14 protein-coding genes are annotated in these 16,102 nt (G+C 61.0%); 10 read left to right on the forward strand and 4 right to left on the reverse strand.

The genetic code is table 11. From position 1 onward, the window contains the following. Nucleotides 1-91: 91 nt before the first annotated feature. The 6 genes from MU551_RS00320 to pdxS all read left to right on the forward strand — a co-directional run bounded on the left by MU551_RS00320 (nt 92) and on the right by pdxS (nt 8,432). Nucleotides 92-436, forward strand: coding sequence for a DUF6504 family protein (locus MU551_RS00320; RefSeq protein WP_247040149.1), 345 nt, complete (start codon nt 92-94; stop codon nt 434-436). Next, nucleotides 433-3,954: a DNA polymerase III subunit alpha gene (locus MU551_RS00325; protein ID WP_247040150.1), complete on the forward strand. Its 3,522-nt coding sequence runs from the start codon at nt 433-435 to the stop codon at nt 3,952-3,954. The genes MU551_RS00320 and MU551_RS00325 overlap by 4 nt, the downstream gene beginning before the upstream one ends. 103 nt (nt 3,955-4,057) lie before the next feature. Then, entirely contained in the window at nt 4,058-6,067 is a 2,010-nt protein-coding gene (gene thrS, locus MU551_RS00330; RefSeq protein ID WP_247040151.1) for a threonine--tRNA ligase, read from the forward strand. A 21-nt stretch (nt 6,068-6,088) separates the two neighbouring features. Beyond that, nucleotides 6,089-6,679, forward strand: a complete 591-nt coding sequence (locus tag MU551_RS00335; protein ID WP_247040152.1) for an HIT family protein — start codon at nt 6,089-6,091, stop codon at nt 6,677-6,679. Further along, the gene (gene pgsA / locus MU551_RS00340) at nt 6,672-7,307 is read left to right on the forward strand and encodes a phosphatidylinositol phosphate synthase (RefSeq protein ID WP_247040153.1); all 636 of its coding nucleotides are present in this window, start codon (nt 6,672-6,674) and stop codon (nt 7,305-7,307) included. Before MU551_RS00335 ends, pgsA begins: the two co-directional genes overlap by 8 nt. Nucleotides 7,308-7,505: 198 nt before the next feature. Then, entirely contained in the window at nt 7,506-8,432 is a 927-nt protein-coding gene (gene pdxS / locus MU551_RS00345) for a pyridoxal 5'-phosphate synthase lyase subunit PdxS (RefSeq protein ID WP_308198279.1), read from the forward strand. 64 nt (nt 8,433-8,496) lie between these two features. On the opposite strand, the gene MU551_RS00350 is transcribed toward pdxS, so the two are convergent. Both MU551_RS00350 and MU551_RS23425 read right to left on the reverse strand, forming a co-directional pair. Continuing rightward, a complete protein-coding gene (locus MU551_RS00350) occupies nt 8,497-10,509 on the reverse strand; it encodes a M3 family metallopeptidase (protein WP_247040154.1) in 2,013 nt (670 codons plus the stop codon). 12 nt (nt 10,510-10,521) lie between these two features. After that, nucleotides 10,522-10,809, reverse strand: a complete 288-nt coding sequence (locus tag MU551_RS23425; protein ID WP_247040155.1) for a hypothetical protein — start codon at nt 10,807-10,809, stop codon at nt 10,522-10,524. 7 nt (nt 10,810-10,816) lie between these two features. On the opposite strand from MU551_RS23425, the gene MU551_RS00360 reads away from it, so the two are divergent. Continuing rightward, on the forward strand, nt 10,817-11,815 hold the full coding sequence (locus tag MU551_RS00360) for a CapA family protein (protein WP_247040156.1): 999 nt from the start codon (nt 10,817-10,819) through the stop codon (nt 11,813-11,815). A gap of 16 nt (nt 11,816-11,831) precedes the next feature. Here the strand turns inward: MU551_RS00360 and MU551_RS00365 are convergent, their stop codons facing one another. Both MU551_RS00365 and MU551_RS00370 read right to left on the reverse strand, forming a co-directional pair. Further along, nucleotides 11,832-12,572, reverse strand: coding sequence for a type 1 glutamine amidotransferase (locus MU551_RS00365; protein ID WP_281506795.1), 741 nt, complete (start codon nt 12,570-12,572; stop codon nt 11,832-11,834). After that, the gene (locus MU551_RS00370; RefSeq protein ID WP_247040157.1) at nt 12,569-13,873 is read right to left on the reverse strand and encodes a Mur ligase family protein; all 1,305 of its coding nucleotides are present in this window, start codon (nt 13,871-13,873) and stop codon (nt 12,569-12,571) included. The genes MU551_RS00365 and MU551_RS00370 overlap by 4 nt, the downstream gene beginning before the upstream one ends. A 91-nt stretch (nt 13,874-13,964) precedes the next feature. Here MU551_RS00370 and pdxT point away from each other — a divergent pair, with 91 nt between their 5' ends. Genes pdxT through ruvC form a run of 3 tightly spaced genes read left to right on the forward strand, consistent with a single transcriptional unit; the run spans nt 13,965 to nt 16,067 of the window. Beyond that, a complete protein-coding gene (gene pdxT / locus MU551_RS00375) occupies nt 13,965-14,723 on the forward strand; it encodes a pyridoxal 5'-phosphate synthase glutaminase subunit PdxT (protein ID WP_247040158.1) in 759 nt (252 codons plus the stop codon). A 3-nt stretch (nt 14,724-14,726) separates the two neighbouring features. Further along, the gene (locus MU551_RS00380; RefSeq protein WP_247040159.1) at nt 14,727-15,482 is read left to right on the forward strand and encodes a YebC/PmpR family DNA-binding transcriptional regulator; all 756 of its coding nucleotides are present in this window, start codon (nt 14,727-14,729) and stop codon (nt 15,480-15,482) included. Between the two features lie 9 nt (nt 15,483-15,491). Further along, nucleotides 15,492-16,067, forward strand: coding sequence for a crossover junction endodeoxyribonuclease RuvC (ruvC, locus tag MU551_RS00385; protein WP_247040160.1), 576 nt, complete (start codon nt 15,492-15,494; stop codon nt 16,065-16,067). The last annotated feature ends 35 nt before the right edge of the window (nt 16,068-16,102 follow it).

Raw genomic sequence — 16,102 nt, forward strand, 5'->3', positions numbered from 1 at the left:
CCTATGTTTTGTCATGCCCCGGGCGTAGACTGAGATTATTCGAAGATATATTCGAAGAAGGCAGTTGCAAGGAAGTTGCTCGGAGGCACCCGTGGGGATATTCAGTGAGGGCGTAGAGGTGGAATGTGCCCCTGGAGGCCAGCCCTTAAACCTTCTCTGGGCTGGCCGCCGGTACACCGTGTGTGCAGAACCTGTGCGCTGGTTTGAACGGCGCCAATGGTGGGCCGAGGAAAAAAGGGCACCCTTGGGCGCAGGCAAGGGGCTGGTTGACCATGAAATTTGGCGTGTTCAGGTCAAAGCTGAAGATGAGCGTGTTCCGGGTGCTTCGCAGGAACCGTTAACACTGGACCTGTCGCGGGATATTGGCAGCGGGCGCTGGAGGCTGCTGCGCATCCATGATGCCCTCCAGCCAAAGACAGCACCAAAAACAGCATGAGCCTTACCCACCTTCACGTTTCCACTGCCTTCAGTGCCCATTACGGAGTCTCCTGGCCGGAAGAACTTACCGGTGCTGCAGCGGCTGACGGGGCAACAGCGTTGGCGTGCACCGACAGGGACGGGCTGTATGGAACAGTCAAACACCTCAAGGCATGCATGGCTGCGAACCTCGATCCGGTAGTGGGGGTTGATCTCGCGGTATTTGACGACGACGGCGATCACCGCACCCAGCTATCCGGCCGGGTTGTGGTCCTCGCCCACGGTCACAATAACGGAGCGGGATATCGTGCCCTCTGCCGGCTCATCTCCGACGCCCATGCCAGGACAACAGGCAAGGCAGGGGGAGTGGTCCCTGTCGCCGTGACCCGGGAAGAGTTGGCCTCCAGAACACTGGATCCAAACACCTTGAAACCAGTACTGACCGTTCTCATCGGACCTGATTCCGACGTCGGCCGGTCAATGGGAGGACGGAAATACCTACTTCCCCGTACCTTGTTCAAGCGTTGGCTGGAAGCTATGCCCCAAGGAACTGTCGTTGCTGAAGTGGTGTCACAGCTAAGCGCCCCTGGAGCCCCACTAAGCACTGCACATGCTGTACGCATGCTTAAACTTGCCGCTGAACACCATGTTCCGGCTGTCTTGACCAACGCCGTCAGGTACTGCGAAGAGGACGGCGCTGCCACAGCTGATGTCCTTGATTCGGCCCGCACGCTGAAATCTCTCCCAGAGCTATCCTCAGCCCCCCTTCTGCAACCAACAGGGCAGGGATGGCTCAAGTCTGAGAAGCAAATGGTGGAGCTGGCAAAAGAAATCATCCAGTCAGCGGGATACGGCACAGCGGACCTGAAAAGACTGCTTGCCCAGACGGAGGCGCTCGCGGACCGCTGCCGGATGGATCCCTCCTCAGACATGGGCTGGAAGCAACCGGTGGTTCCTGAAACTACCGTTATCGGCATTGCCGGTGATCCCTTAGCTGAACTGACCCAACGCTGTGAGGCCGGAATAGGCCGCCGCTTCCCGGGGATCTCCGGTAAGCAGGAAGCTGAAATGCGCTCCCGGTTAGAGCACGAGCTGAGGATCATCGGAAACCTCGGCTTTGCCTCCTACTTCCTCACTGTTGCCGAAGTTTCCCGCATGATCCTGGACATGAATGTTAGGGCGGCAGCAAGGGGCTCCGGAGCTTCAAGCCTGGTCAACTTCCTCATTGATATCAGCCAGGTGAACCCCCTCCAGCACGACCTCGTATTTGAACGGTTTCTTTCCGGCGACAGGGCAACCTTGCCCGACATTGACATCGACGTTGAAAGCGCCGAAAGGCACAATGTCTACCGGAAGATTTTCGAGCGGTTCGGTGCTGAACGGGTCACCCTGATGAGCATGCAAAACGGATACCGCGCTCGCGGTGCCGTCCGCGATGCAGGCATGGCACTTGGAATGGACGACGGTGAAATAGGCGAAATCGCGAAACAGCTGTGGCGCTTTTCCGCGCGTAAATTCCGCGAAGCCCTTGCTGAGAAGCCGGAACTGCGGGAGTTCGCCGGCCGTGTTGAACGGGATTTCTCTGAAAACCAGCAGCTTGATCTTTTGGTTGACCTCACCGAACGCCTGGACCGGTTGCCGCGCCATATCTCCATGCACCCCTGCGGAGTGATCCTGGGGGATTCCACCCTTTTGGACCGGACCCCTGTCCAGCCCAGCGGACTTGGATTGCCCATGAGCCAATTCGATAAACACGACATGGATCCCATGGGGATGTTGAAGCTTGATGTCCTGGGCGTCAGAATGCAAAGCGCTATGGCCTTTGCGGTACGGGAAGTGATCCGGATTCATCCTTCCAAGGCAGAGGTAACTTCAGCGGGTTCGCATCCTTCAGGCAACGACGGGGAAGGTCCTGACTACATCTCCGAAGACGGGCGTATCGACCTCAACGCAGTGCCCCTGGACGATGAGCCAACCTATGAACTGATACGCAGCACCCACACGCTGGGTTGCTTCCAGATCGAATCTCCGGGGCAGCGGGAACTGGTAGGCAAAATGGCCCCCCGGGATTTCAATGACCTCATTATCGACATCTCACTTTTCCGCCCTGGACCAATGAAATCTGACATGGTCAGGCCATTCCTGGAGCATCGCCACGGGTTCGCACCGGAGGTCTACCCCCATCCGGATCTGAAGCCAGTCCTACAGGAAACCCACGGAGTCACTGTTTTCCATGAGCAGATCCTGAAGACTTTTGACGTGATGACAGGGTGCGGGCTTGCCAAGGCTGACGAATTCCGCCGTGTACTGGGGAATGAGGCCCTGGAATTCAAGGTAGAGGAGTTCTTCCGTCGCGAGGCCAAAGCAAAAGGCTATTCCCCTGAAGTGGTCGACAAGGTCTGGGGAACCCTGAAGTCTTTTGCCAGCTTTGGTTTCTGCAAGGCTCACGGGGCTGCCTTTGCTGTTCCCACCTACCAGTCGGCCTGGTTGAAAGCGCATCATCCGGAAGCATTCCTTGCCGGGCTCTGGGAACATGATCCTGGCATGTACCCAAAGCGGCTTCTTGTTGCAGAAGCCAGGCGGTTGGGAATCCCGATCCTTCCCCTGGACATCAACAGGAGCAAAGCAGAATACCGGGTAGAACGGGTTGAGTCGGGGGAGCATGCCGGAAAGCTGGGGATCCGGCTAAGCCTCAAGGGCATCTTCGGATTGTCAGCCTCAGAGCTTAAGAGGATCGTTGCCGGACAACCGTACGATTCCCTCGCGGATTTGCGGGCACGCTCTCGCCTATCCAAGCCCGGCATCAAGCGGCTGGCCCAACTTGGTGCTTTTGATTCCCTTCACCGTGAATCCGGAAACGATGCGAACCGTGCTGACCTGGTCCTTCATCTGCAAAACCTTCAGAGCCGTCCCACCAAGAAGGGCGTTGACATCATTGAAGGGCAACTGGCGCTGCCTTTAGGGGATGTGGAACTGAACAATCTCCAGCGGGGGCAACCGGCTCCCACCATGGTGGAGAACGTCCGTGCAGAACTTGACCTGATGGCCGTGGATGTCAGTGAGCACCTGATGGAGAGCCATCGGCCACTCCTGAACCGGCTGGGAGTGACAACCGCCGACAAGCTGCTGGGCCTTCGTAACGGCACTGAGGTGCTGGTGGCCGGAGTCCGGATCGCCACCCAAACCCCACCCATGAGGGGAGGGCGTCGTGTCGTTTTCATCAGTATCGACGACGGCACCGGTTGCGTGGATTCTGTCTTTTTCCACGAGGCACAGGAATTGGCCGGTCCTTTGCTCTTTGGAACACGCCTGCTCCTGATCCGGGGAACCACCCGCCGGACAGGACCCAGGGGGATCAGTTTAAGTGCCAGTATGGCGTGGGATCTCAGCAGGATCGAAACCCTCCCCTTCCCACCGCCGGACCAGAACCAGGACAGCACCTCTTCAAGCATCGACGAGGATCAGATGACCTTTGGCCAGGCCGGGCCTCTGGACGGGATCGGCCGCAACCTGGCCATCACCGGGCTCGGTAGCTGAGGCTGCGCCGGGGGCTGCCCAGAAACCGATACGATGGACGAGGCTGGCTGTGGTCCCCGTACGCCACAAGCTACGAAGCCTTAACATTGAATAGGAGACACCCGTGTCAGATGCCCAGCAGATCACCCTCATCGTCGATGGCGAAGAGACCAAGGTGACTACCGGGACCACCGGCGCGGAACTCTTTTTTGAGCGCCGCGACGTCGTTGTAGCCCGTGTGGACGGCGAACTCAAGGACCTGGATCAGGCCCTGCCGGAAGGCGCCGTCGTTGAAGGCGTCACAATTGACTCTCCTGACGGACTAAACGTCCTCCGGCACTCGACAGCCCACGTCATGGCCCAGGCCGTACAGCAGCTTCGCCCGGACGCCAAGCTCGGAATCGGCCCTTACATCACGGACGGTTTCTACTTCGACTTCGACGTCGAGGAGCCCTTTACCCCCGAAGATCTGCGTCAGCTTGAAAAAATGATGCTTAAGATCGTCAACCAGAACCAGAAGTTCGTGCGGCGGGTCGTCAGTGAGGACGAGGCCCGTGAAGCCATGAAGGATGAGCCTTACAAGCTCGAACTGCTGGGCAAGAAGAACACTGCCGCCGACGCGGGCGAGGGCGTTAGCGTCGAGGTCGGCGCCGGCGACATCACCATCTACGACAACGTTGACCGCAAAAGCGGTGACAGCGTCTGGTGCGACCTGTGCCGCGGTCCCCACCTGCCAAACAGCAAGCTCATCTCCAACGCCTTCGCCCTGACCCGGTCATCGGCCGCCTACTGGCTGGGCAACCAGAACAACCAACAGCTGCAGCGGATCTACGGCACGGCGTGGCCAACCAAGGATGCCCTTAAGGCCTACCAGGAGCGCATCGCCGAGGCCGAGCGCCGCGACCACCGCAAGCTGGGCGCCGAGCTTGACCTGTTTTCCTTCCCCGACGAGCTGGGTTCAGGCCTGCCCGTGTTCCACCCCAAGGGCGGCATCATCCGCAAGGCCATGGAGGACTACTCCCGCCAGCGCCACGTGGATGCCGGCTACGAGTTCGTCTACACCCCGCACATCACCAAGGGGCACCTCTACGAAGTCTCAGGCCACCTGGACTGGTATAAGGAGGGCATGTTCCCGGCGATGCACATTGACGCGGAACTCAACGAGGACGGCACCGTGCGCAAGCCCGGCCAGGACTATTACCTGAAGCCGATGAACTGTCCGATGCACAACCTGATCTTCCGTTCCCGCGGACGATCCTACCGCGAGCTGCCGCTGCGACTCTTCGAATTCGGCTCGGTCTATCGGTACGAAAAGTCCGGTGTGGTGCACGGGTTGACCCGTGTGCGGGGTATGACACAGGACGACGCCCACATCTACTGCACCCGCGAGCAGATGAAAGACGAGCTCACCACCACGCTTAATTTCGTGCTTGGTCTCCTCAAGGATTACGGCCTGGATGACTTTTACCTGGAGCTGTCCACAAAGAACGAAGACAAGTTCGTCGGAGAGGACGCCGCTTGGGAAGAAGCCACACGGACCCTGGCGGAAGTAGCTGAGGCCTCGGGCCTGGAACTTATTCCGGATCCGGGCGGAGCCGCGTTCTACGGCCCCAAGATCTCAGTACAGGCTAAGGACGCCCTCGGCCGGACCTGGCAGATGTCCACCATCCAGCTGGACTTCAACCTGCCCGAACGCTTCGAACTTGAGTTCCAGGCCGCTGACGGCACACGCCAGCGCCCCGTGATGATCCACCGTGCCCTGTTCGGTTCGGTTGAACGTTTCATGGGCGTTTTGACCGAGCACTACGCCGGAGCGTTCCCGGCATGGCTGGCGCCCGTGCAGGTGGTCGGCATCCCGGTGGCGGAGGCGTTCAATGACTACATGTTCGACGTCGTGGGTCAGCTTAAGGCGGCTGGCATCCGTGCCGAAGTGGACATCTCTTCAGACCGGTTCCCCAAGAAAATCCGCACAGCAAGCAAGGACAAGATCCCGTTCGTCCTGATTGCCGGCGGCGAAGACGCTGAAGCCGGAGCCGTATCCTTCCGGTTCAGGGATGGCAGCCAGGATAACGGGGTGCCGGTTGCTGAGGCCGTCCGCCGCATTGTCGACGCCGTCCGCGACCGGACCAGATAGCGGAAACCGGAAGGGTAGAGGGTGCAGGAGAATACAGGCGCGGAGGCGGACTATTCCGGCGACGCCGGGGTGACTGACGACTTCGGCCTGGTCGGAGTTCCGGACGCGTTCCAGCGCCTCTGGACTCCGCACCGGATGGCTTACATCAAGGGCGGCCAGCACCAGTTCAAAAATCAGGACGACTGCCCCTTCTGTGTTGCACCAAAGCGCAGTGATGAGGAATCCCTGATCGTGTATCGGGGAAAGCGCAACTATGTGGTCCTGAACTTGTTTCCCTACAATCCCGGACACCTGCTGATTTGCCCCTACAGGCATGTGCCCGACTACACAGACCTGACTGAAGAGGAAACCGCCGAGTTCTCCGCCCTGACCCAAACGGCCATGCGGGTTCTGCGGAAAGTGGCAAACCCCGGAGGATTTAACCTTGGCATGAACCAAGGCGTAGTGGGCGGTGCCGGCATCGCTGGTCACCTGCATCAGCATGTAGTCCCACGCTGGGGCGGGGACGGAAATTTCTTCCCGATCATCGCCCAGACCAAAGCCATCACGCAGACGCTGGACGAGGTGCGCCAACAGGTTGCCGAGGCATGGCCGGAGGACCAAGGTGCTTAACAGACACGCCCGTAGTTTCTTTACCAGGCTTTTCACCCCGCTGGCGCGTTGGCTACTGAAGCATGGAGTATCGCCGGACGCGGTCACCATCTTCGGCACAGCCGGCGTAGTGGTGGGAGCCCTCGTTTTCTATCCCATCGGCCAGCTGTGGTGGGGGACGATCTTCATCACAGCCTTCATCTTCTCCGATGTGGTTGACGGCATCATGGCCCGGATTGCGGACAAGGGCGGCCGGTGGGGAAACTTCCTTGACTCCACCCTGGACCGGATAGCCGACGGCGCGCTGTTCGCCGGACTTGCCATCTGGTTCTTTATGGGCGGGGCCAATACGGCAATAGGCATTGGCGCCCTGATCTGCCTTGTTCTCGGAATGGTGGTTTCCTATGTGCGGGCAAAAGCTGAATCCTTGGGTTTCACCGCCAATGTTGGGATTGCAGAACGTGCCGAGCGGCTGGTGTCAGTACTGGTTGTGACCGGATTTACCGGGCTCGGCCTTCCGCAGGCTGTGTTGCTGGCGACCCTGGCTGTGCTCGCCGCCGCAAGTTTTGTCACCATTGTGCAGCGCATAGTCACCGTCCGGCGGCAGTCCCTGGACGAGGCTGGTACAGCTTTCGAACAACCCGCTTAAGGAACACAGCTCAGGCTGAACCTGCGCTTTGCCGCTGTCCGTCATAGGAATTAAGTCCCTCAGCAATGGGGGACTAGTATTAGGAATACCTGAATCAATGGATCCGGTAATCCGGTGTGGCGATGCTGATTTTGCGTGCCGTCAGCACCGATCGGGACTCCGGATCAAAGTAACATCTATCTACCCATAGGGGTTTTTGTGTCTACACCTGATGTAAGCAGCGAAGCCGGCTCGTCGGCGAACGGCGTCACGGGCAGCAAGCGCGTCAAGCGCGGTATGGCTGAGATGCTCAAGGGCGGCGTCATTATGGACGTCGTTAACGTCGAGCAGGCCCGCATCGCCGAGGACGCCGGTGCCGTTGCAGTTATGGCGCTCGAACGCGTTCCGGCTGATATCCGTGCCCAGGGCGGCGTGTCGCGCATGTCCGATCCTGACATGATCGACAAGATCATCGAAGCAGTCTCGGTGCCGGTCATGGCCAAGGCCCGAATCGGCCACTTTGTCGAGGCGCAGGTCCTGCAGTCCCTCGGAGTGGACTACATTGACGAGTCCGAGGTCCTGACCCCGGCCGATTACACCAACCACATCGACAAATGGGAATTCACCGTTCCTTTCGTCTGCGGTGCCACCAACCTCGGTGAGGCATTGCGCCGCATCAACGAGGGCGCGGCGATGATCCGGTCCAAGGGCGAAGCCGGCACCGGCGATGTCTCCAACGCCACCACCCACATGCGCCAGATCCGTGCCGAGCTCCGCCGGCTCTCCTCGCTGCCCGAGGACGAGCTGTACGTGGCCGCCAAGGAACTGCAGGCCCCGTACGAACTGGTCAAGGAAGTAGCGCTTTCGGGCAAGCTTCCCGTGGTCCTGTTCACCGCAGGCGGCATCGCCACCCCCGCTGACGCTGCCATGATGATGCAGCTCGGCGCCGACGGCGTGTTCGTCGGTTCAGGCATCTTCAAGTCCGGCAACCCGGCCCAGCGCGCCGCCGCCGTCGTGAAGGCCACTACCTTCTTCGATGACCCGGACGTCATCGCCAAGGCCTCGCGCGGCCTGGGCGAGGCAATGGTCGGCATCAACGTCGACGAAATCCCGCAGCCGCACCGCCTCGCCGAGCGCGGCTGGTAGCAGCCTTCAGCAGAAGTACGACGGCGGCCGGTCACCTTTTTGGTGACCGGCCGCCGTCGTCGGGTTACTCGAGGCCTCGTCGCTTGAGGAGCGGTTCCAGTTCGGCATCCCGGCCACGGAAGGCGCGGAAGGACTCGAGGGGATCCCGGCTGTTTCCCCGGGCAAGCAGCTCAGTCCGGAAGAACTCACCGTTCAAGCGGTTGAGCCCACCATTTTCCTTGAACCATTCGACCGTGTCGGCGTCGAGCACTTCACTCCAGATGTACGAGTAGTAGCCGGCCGCGTAGCCGTCTCCGGCAAAGATGTGCTGGAAATAGCCGGTCCGGTATCGGGGTGGAATCAGCGTGTGGGCCACGCCGGCTGAAGCCAGGGCCTTCGCCTCGAATTCCAAAGGGTCGGCGGGAACGTCGGTGGTGTCGAGGACATGCCAGGCGAGATCAAGCAGGGCCGCGCTCAGGTATTCCGTGGTCCCGAAACCTTCACCCCAGAGTTCGGCGTCCTTTAGCCGCTCAACCACGTCCCGGGGAAGGGGCTCGCCCGTCTCATAGTGCCGGGCATAATTGGCCAGGACTTCGGGCCACATGATCCACATCTCGTTGACCTGTGAGGGGTATTCCACAAAGTCCCGCGGCACCGACGTGCCTGAGAACCGAGGATAGGTAACGTTGGAGAACAGACCGTGGAGGGCGTGGCCAAACTCGTGGAAAGCGGTGCGCAGCTCGTCGAGGGTCAGGAGAGTGGGCTCGCCCTCTGGGGGCTTGGAGATGTTGAGGTTGTTGATGACCACGGGCTTGGTCCCGAGCAGGGCCGATTGTTCAACCAACGAGTTCATCCACGCTCCGCCGCGCTTGGACTCACGGGTGTAGTAGTCGCCAAGGAACAGGCCAAGTTCAGAACCGTCCTCGTTCCGGACCTCCCACACCCTGACGTCCCGGTGATATCCCGCAAGGTCAGTCCGTTCGTGGAATGTGATGCCGTACAGGGTTGTCGCTGCAAAAAACACACCGTCTGCCAGCACCCGGTCCAGTTCAAAGTAGGGGCGCAGTTGCTGGTCATCAACTGAATACCGGTCCTTTTTCACTTGCGCCGAATAGTATGCCCAGTCCCACGCCTCCAGCCGGTGACCTGCGATCTCCGCCAGGGCAGCAGCCTCCACGTCAGCGTTCCGCACCGCCGCCGGGGCGAGCCTGCTCATCATGGACTGCACGGCTTCGAAGTCCGGGGCCGTCTGGCGGTCCACAGTCAGTTCTGCATAGTTTCCGAAGCCCAGCAGGGCCGCCTTTTCGGAACGCAGCCGCACCAGGTCCCTAACGAGGTCCAGCACGTCAAGGCTTCCGCCGCTGCACCCGCGGCTCACGGAGGCCTCGTAGAGCCGGCGGCGAACAGCCCGGTTTTCCAAGGCTGACATGGCAGGCTGGTTGCTCGGCAGGATCAACGTGAGCAGGAACTTGCCCTCGTGGCCGGCCTGGCGCGCGGCTTCGCCGGCATTGGCAATGTCGTCGGCGGGCAGCCCTGCCAGCTCACCTTCATCTTCCAGCAGCAAAGCCGACTGCTTCATACCCTCCTTCACACGTTGTCCGTATTCAGTGCCCAGGCGGGAGAGCTCAGCGTTGACTGCCCTGAGCCGTTCCTGCCCGGCGTCGTCCAGCTGGATCCCCGACTCCCGGAACTCCTTGAGGTACTCCTGGACCAGACGCGCCGATTCGTCGTCGAGCCCGTCGGTGGTTAGCGCATTGAAGCGTTCGAACAGTTCTCTGTTCATGTAAATGGCATCCTGGTGTGCAGCGAATAACGGTGACAGTTCGGTCTCCAGGGAGCGGATGCCATCCGAGGCGTCTGCAGAAACAAGCGTGAAGAAGGAGGCCGCCGCACGCTGAAGGAGGGCACCGCTGCGCTCCATGGCCAGAGCCGTATTCTCGAAGGTTGGTGGCTCCGGGTTAGCGGCGATTTCCCCGATCTCCTCCAGTTGCTCAGCCAGCCCTGCCCGGATTGCTTCCCCGTAATGGGTTTCCGAGATATCGGCGAAGGGCGGCAACCCGAATGGCAGAGGGCTGGGTGTCAGTAGGGGGTTAGTCATGAAGCAACAATTTCACGCGGCGGCATGGTTGACCAGCATCGGCGGTGTTCGCCGTAGGATGTCGAACATGTCGAGCAATCCCAGAAAACTTTCCCAACTCCTCGCCGCGGCTTCTGCTGCAGCAGCGCTCATGGTTTCGATGGTGGCATGCGGACTGATCGCCGACCAGGACCGCGGGGCGACGACGTCGGCAGCGCCGGCCCCGGCGACCCCCTCACCTTCCCCTACTCCGACTCCCACGCCCACTCCCGGCAAGGGTCCGGAGTGCCCAACCCTGCGCTGTACCTCAATTCTGGTCACAGGCGACATGCTGGTGCACACGCAATTGTGGCAGCAAGCCCAGCAGGATGCGGCCGCAGCCGGAAAGCCAGGGCTGGACTTCGTTCCGCTCTTGGAAGGACAGCGGGCGTATATCCAGCGGAGCGACCTCGCAATCTGCCATCAGGAGACACCAGTCGCCGGCCCCGATGGCCCCTTCTCGGCCTACCCGTCGTTCAACGTGCCCCCACAGATCATCACCGCGTCCAAAGCGGTGGGCTATCAGGCGTGCACCACGGCCAGCAACCACACCATTGACCGCGGCACGGAAGGTCTGGTCCGCACCCTGGATGCCCTTGACGCTGCCGGGTTGAAGCACACGGGCTCGTATCGGACGGAGGCCGAGGCGCAGGGAATTCTCATCGTCCCTACCCCGGCGGCGAAGATTGCCATCGTCATCGGCACGTACGGACTCAACGGCCAGATTCCCGAACAGGACTGGCAGGTGGACATGCTCGACACAGCCACCATGATCGCCAAGGCCAAGAAGGCAAAAACCCTCGGTGCCGACATCGTGCTCGGAGTCATGCACGCCGGCGATGAGTACGCCAGTGAGGCTAACGCCCAGCAGCAGGAAACCGCCCACGCGCTGGTGGACAGCGGAGAATTCACCATGATCTACGGGCACCACACCCATTCGGTCCTGCCGATCGAGCAGTACAAAGGAACATGGATTGTTTACGGACTGGGCAACGGCGTTACGGAGTTGTCGCCGTGGTTCCAGGTCAACAACGAGGGGTTGCTGGTCCGGGCCCAGTTCAGCCAGGACGCGGCCGGAAAATGGACCGCGGCAAATCTTGCCTGGGCCCCCTCGGTCATTGTCCGTGACCCTTACAGGTGGTGTTCCGTCGCCTCTGACGCGCCTCAAGGCCCGTGTGCAACACCAGCCGAGGACGCCGCAACGCACCAGCGGACCAAGACTGTCGTGGAGTCGATGGGAGCCGCTGCCGCGGGCGCCCACGAGCTCCTCGTCAGCAAGGAGCCCTGAGCAATCAGGTGTTGAGCTAGCGCGGCCTGCGGCCAGCGTGTTCCCTCGCCAGGACGGCGAAACGGTCATCCGGTGCACCAGCTGTGAAGCTTCCGTATTTACGTTCGACGGCGGTAGAGATCAGGAAATCTGCGATAGCCGGGTTCTTGGGCAGGAGTGAGCCGTGAAGGTAGCTGGCCACGATGTTTTTATAGCGGGCACCTTCCTGTCCGTCACTGCTGTTGTTTCCGGTGCCCTTGGCCGTGGTCCCCAGAGCGCGGATGCCAGGACCAAGAGTGGTTTGGCCACTGTGGTTCTCATAGCCCAGGATTTCCCCGAACTCCTCGGACTCGACCTTCACGTTTCCGATGAGCCGCTCGTCAGTGCCATGGGTTTCCACATCAAGGACACCGATGCCGGGAATGACTGAACCCGTGCGCGTCTTGAAGAAGCGGCCAAAGAGCTGGTACATGCCGCAAATCAGCAACATCGGTGTGCCATCCTCGGCGAGTTCCTGCAGCGTTGACCCCCGGCTCAGGAGATCGGCCTGAATAACAAGTTGCCCGCTGTCCTGGCCCCCGCCGCCAACGATGACGTCCACGTCTTCCGGGAAGTCGTCGCCAACGTTGTACTCGAGCAGTTCCGGGGTGTAGCCGTGCCAGGCAATGCGCCGCTTCAGGACCAGGGCGTTACCCCAGTCGCCATAGATGTTCATGTCCCGCGGATACAGCTGCACAACACGGATGGTGCCTTTATTCTCCGAAGCCTCCTGCGTCAAGAGACCACCTCCACGGTCGTGATCTTGGACAGCTCCCGGCGGATGGCCAGCATCGCTGTATATGTGCAGAATATCCGTTTGGGCTGGCCTTTGGCGTCCCGAATGAAGGCTGCCAGCGCGGACGTGATGTCAGTGTCGACCCCGCCGACAGGGACTTCGTCGTACTGAAGCCGGAGCGCCATGTCGTAGGCGCGGGAGCCGCTCAATTGGTCCACGCCCCCATTACGCAACGAATCGAACTCGACGTCCCAGAGCCAGGACATGTCGCGGCCGTCCGCGTAGTTGTCGTTGATGGCGATCATGGTGGCGTAACCACCGGCGGGGAAGGACTTGAGTCCCAGCCGGAAGCCGCTGGGATTCTTGACCAGGACAAGGTCAAGGGGGAGTCCGTCCACTATGAGGCTCTCCCCCCTGCCAAAAGCAGGGGCCACGTTGGAAAGCGCAGACAGCAGAGATTTGTGATCCATGGGACCGGACCCCTGCCCGGCAATGCAGCGGGCGAGCGTGAGTGCAGCGGCCGCATTGAAGATGTTGTACACGCCGCGAAGCTTCATGTGCGTGGTGACGATTGCGCCGTCGTACTCAAAATCCGCGTCATCCACACCCACGCGGCGAAGCACGACGTCGGCATCCGGCCTTTCCGGTACAACCGGCATCGGGCTGCCGGGACCGGCACGCATGTCATCGTCATTGGGAAATGTGCTCAGTAGTGAGTCATCAAGGCCGAAATAACGGACCTCGGCGCCGCCGGACTCCGGCTGGTCCAGCGCGCCGGCGATCCTGGCGACCCTCGGGTCCTCGCGGTTGAGCACCACAGTCCCCGTGGTCTTCGACGCAACGTGCTGCAGGAGTTCAGCTGTCTTGTCGATCTCTCCGAACCGGTCAAGCTGGTCGCGCAGGACGTTCAGGAGCAGGCTGTAGCGCGGTGGAACCCTGTTCACAAAATGAACTGCATGGGCTTCGTCGAGCTCCAGCACGGCTATATCGGCATGAAGGCGGCCGCGCCAGTCCACTTCGCCCAGCAAGGCAGCGGCAACACCACGGGTGAAGTTGCTGCCGGTGCGGTTCGTGAATACTTTCAGTCCCTGGCTTTCCAGCAGTTCCACCACCATTTTGGTGGTGGTGGTCTTGCCGTTCGTGCCGCTGACGACGGCCACGCCGTGCGGGAGTGTGGTCAGCGTCCGCGCCATAAAACCGGGGTCGATTTTTTCGACCACCAGGCCGGGAAAAGCCGAGCCGCCTCCCCTTAGCCGGGTGACCCGGCGCACGAGCTTTCCAAGGGGGACGCTGAAGAAAAACATGCTCCGAATATATCCCAGCAGCGGCATGCACTCTTGCCGGGCCCTGTCTCAGCTGCGTCCGGAACCGTCTGCGGGAGATTATGCTGGATGGATGACCAATCCCACTTCCCAGGACTTTTCGCTGGATTCTGCGCGGGGTTCTCTGCTATCCACGTCATGGTCGGCAGAGCAATCTTCGAGAGCGGGCGCCGGCCTTCGCATCGGTGTCCTGGCGCTGCAGGGCGACTTCCGGGAGCACCTCCACGCAGCCGAAGACGCCGGTGCGACGGGAGTTGCTGTTCGGCGGCCGAAGGAACTGGACGACCTGGATGGTCTGATCATTCCAGGCGGCGAGTCCACCACCATTGACAAACTTGCCAGGATTTTCGAGCTGACTGAGCCGCTGCGGGAAAAGATAGCCACAGGCCTTCCCGTGTATGGGTCCTGCGCCGGAATGATCCTGTTGGCAGACGAGATTGCCGATGCAGCAAAGGACTTGTCCGGGAATCCCCAGCAGACCTTCGGCGGGCTGGACATGACCGTCCGCCGCAATGCCTTTGGACGCCAGCGCGAATCGTTTGAGACGGACCTCGAGTTCAAGGGACTCGAGTTCAGTGCCACCGGTTCCGGTGTTGCTCCAGTGCATGCCGTGTTCATCCGGGGTCCCTGGGTTGAGCGTGTGGGCCCGACCGTGGAGGTGCTGGCACAGGTGGAACCGGCCAACGCCGCCCACTCTGAGGCCCTGCACGGGAAGGCTAGAATTGTTGCAGTGCGTTCAGGTCACCTGCTGGCCACCTCATTCCACCCGGAAGTGACGGGGGAGAAGCGCGTGCACGAACTGTTTATTCGAATGATCAGAGGAGAAGCGTAAAGCATGTCAGGCCACTCCAAATGGGCGACGACCAAGCACAAGAAGGCTATCCTCGACAGCCGGCGGGCCAAGTCGTTTGCCAAGCTGATCAAGAACATCGAAGTCGCCGCGCGCATGGGCGGGCCGGATCTTGCCGGAAATCCCAGCCTGGAACTCGCCGTTACCAAGGCAAAGAAGACCTCGGTCCCCGCTGACAACATTGACCGGGCCATCAAGCGCGGCGCAGGGCTCACCGGTGAAACAGTTGACTACACCGAGATCATGTACGAGGCCCGTGGCCCCCAAGGCTCCGCCCTGCTGATCGAGTGCCTCACGGACAACAAGAACCGCGCCGCCTCGGAAGTCAGGCTTGCCATTTCCCGTAACGGCGGCACCATTGCCGATCCCGGTTCGGTCAGTTACCTCTTTTCCCGCAAGGGTGTTGTGTCCCTGCCTAAAAATGGCCTCAGCGAGGACGATGTCCTGATGGCTGTGCTGGATGCCGGTGCTGAGGAAGTCAAGGACAATGGGGACACGTTCGAGGTCCACTCAGAGCCCACGGATCTGCAGGCCATACGGGATGCGCTCACCGAGGCCGGAATCGAGTACGACACCGACGAAGCGGAGTTCGTGCCGTCCATGCAGGTTCCGCTGGAACTCGACGCGGCGAAGAAGTTCATGAAGCTCGTGGACGCGCTTGAAGAACTCGACGACGTTCAGAACGTCTACAGCAACGCTGACCTCAGTGACGAAGTGCAGGCCGCACTGGAAGCCGAGTGATCTAGGGCCTTGCTCCGCGTACTGGGGGTTGATCCGGGGCTGACGCGATGCGGAATCGGCGTCGTTGATGTGGAAAAGAACCGCCGCGCAACCATGGTGGCCGTCGGTGTTGTGGGTACTTCACCCAGCGAAACGCTGGACCAGCGGCTGCTGCTCATCGCGACGTCGATCGATGACTGGCTTGACCGGTACGAACCCGATGTCCTGGCGGTTGAACGGGTTTTTTCGCAACTGAATGTCAGCACCGTCATGGGTGTGGCCCAGGCATCCGGAGTGGTGATCGCCGCCGCCGCCAGGCGGGGAATCCCGGTAGCCCTCCACACGCCGTCGGAGGTTAAGGCAGCAGTGACCGGCAGCGGCACCTCAAACAAGGAGGCCGTCACCAAATTGGTCACCAAGATCCTGCGGCTTGACGCTCCGCCCCGTCCTGCCGATGCAGCAGACGCGCTGGCCCTGGCAATAACCCACGCCTGGCGGGCGGGCAGCGGGGCTGCCGTTGCCACGACCGGTCCGGGAAGCCTGTCGCTCACCCCCGCACAGCGTGCATGGGCTGAAGCGGAAGCCAAGGCGCGCCGTGCACGGTGAATGCTTGGCGGGTTGCTAGGGTATTCGTAAGTATG

The organism is Arthrobacter rhizosphaerae (assembly GCF_023062595.1).
In the GTDB taxonomy this organism is placed as follows: Bacteria; Actinomycetota; Actinomycetes; order Actinomycetales; family Micrococcaceae; genus Arthrobacter; species Arthrobacter rhizosphaerae.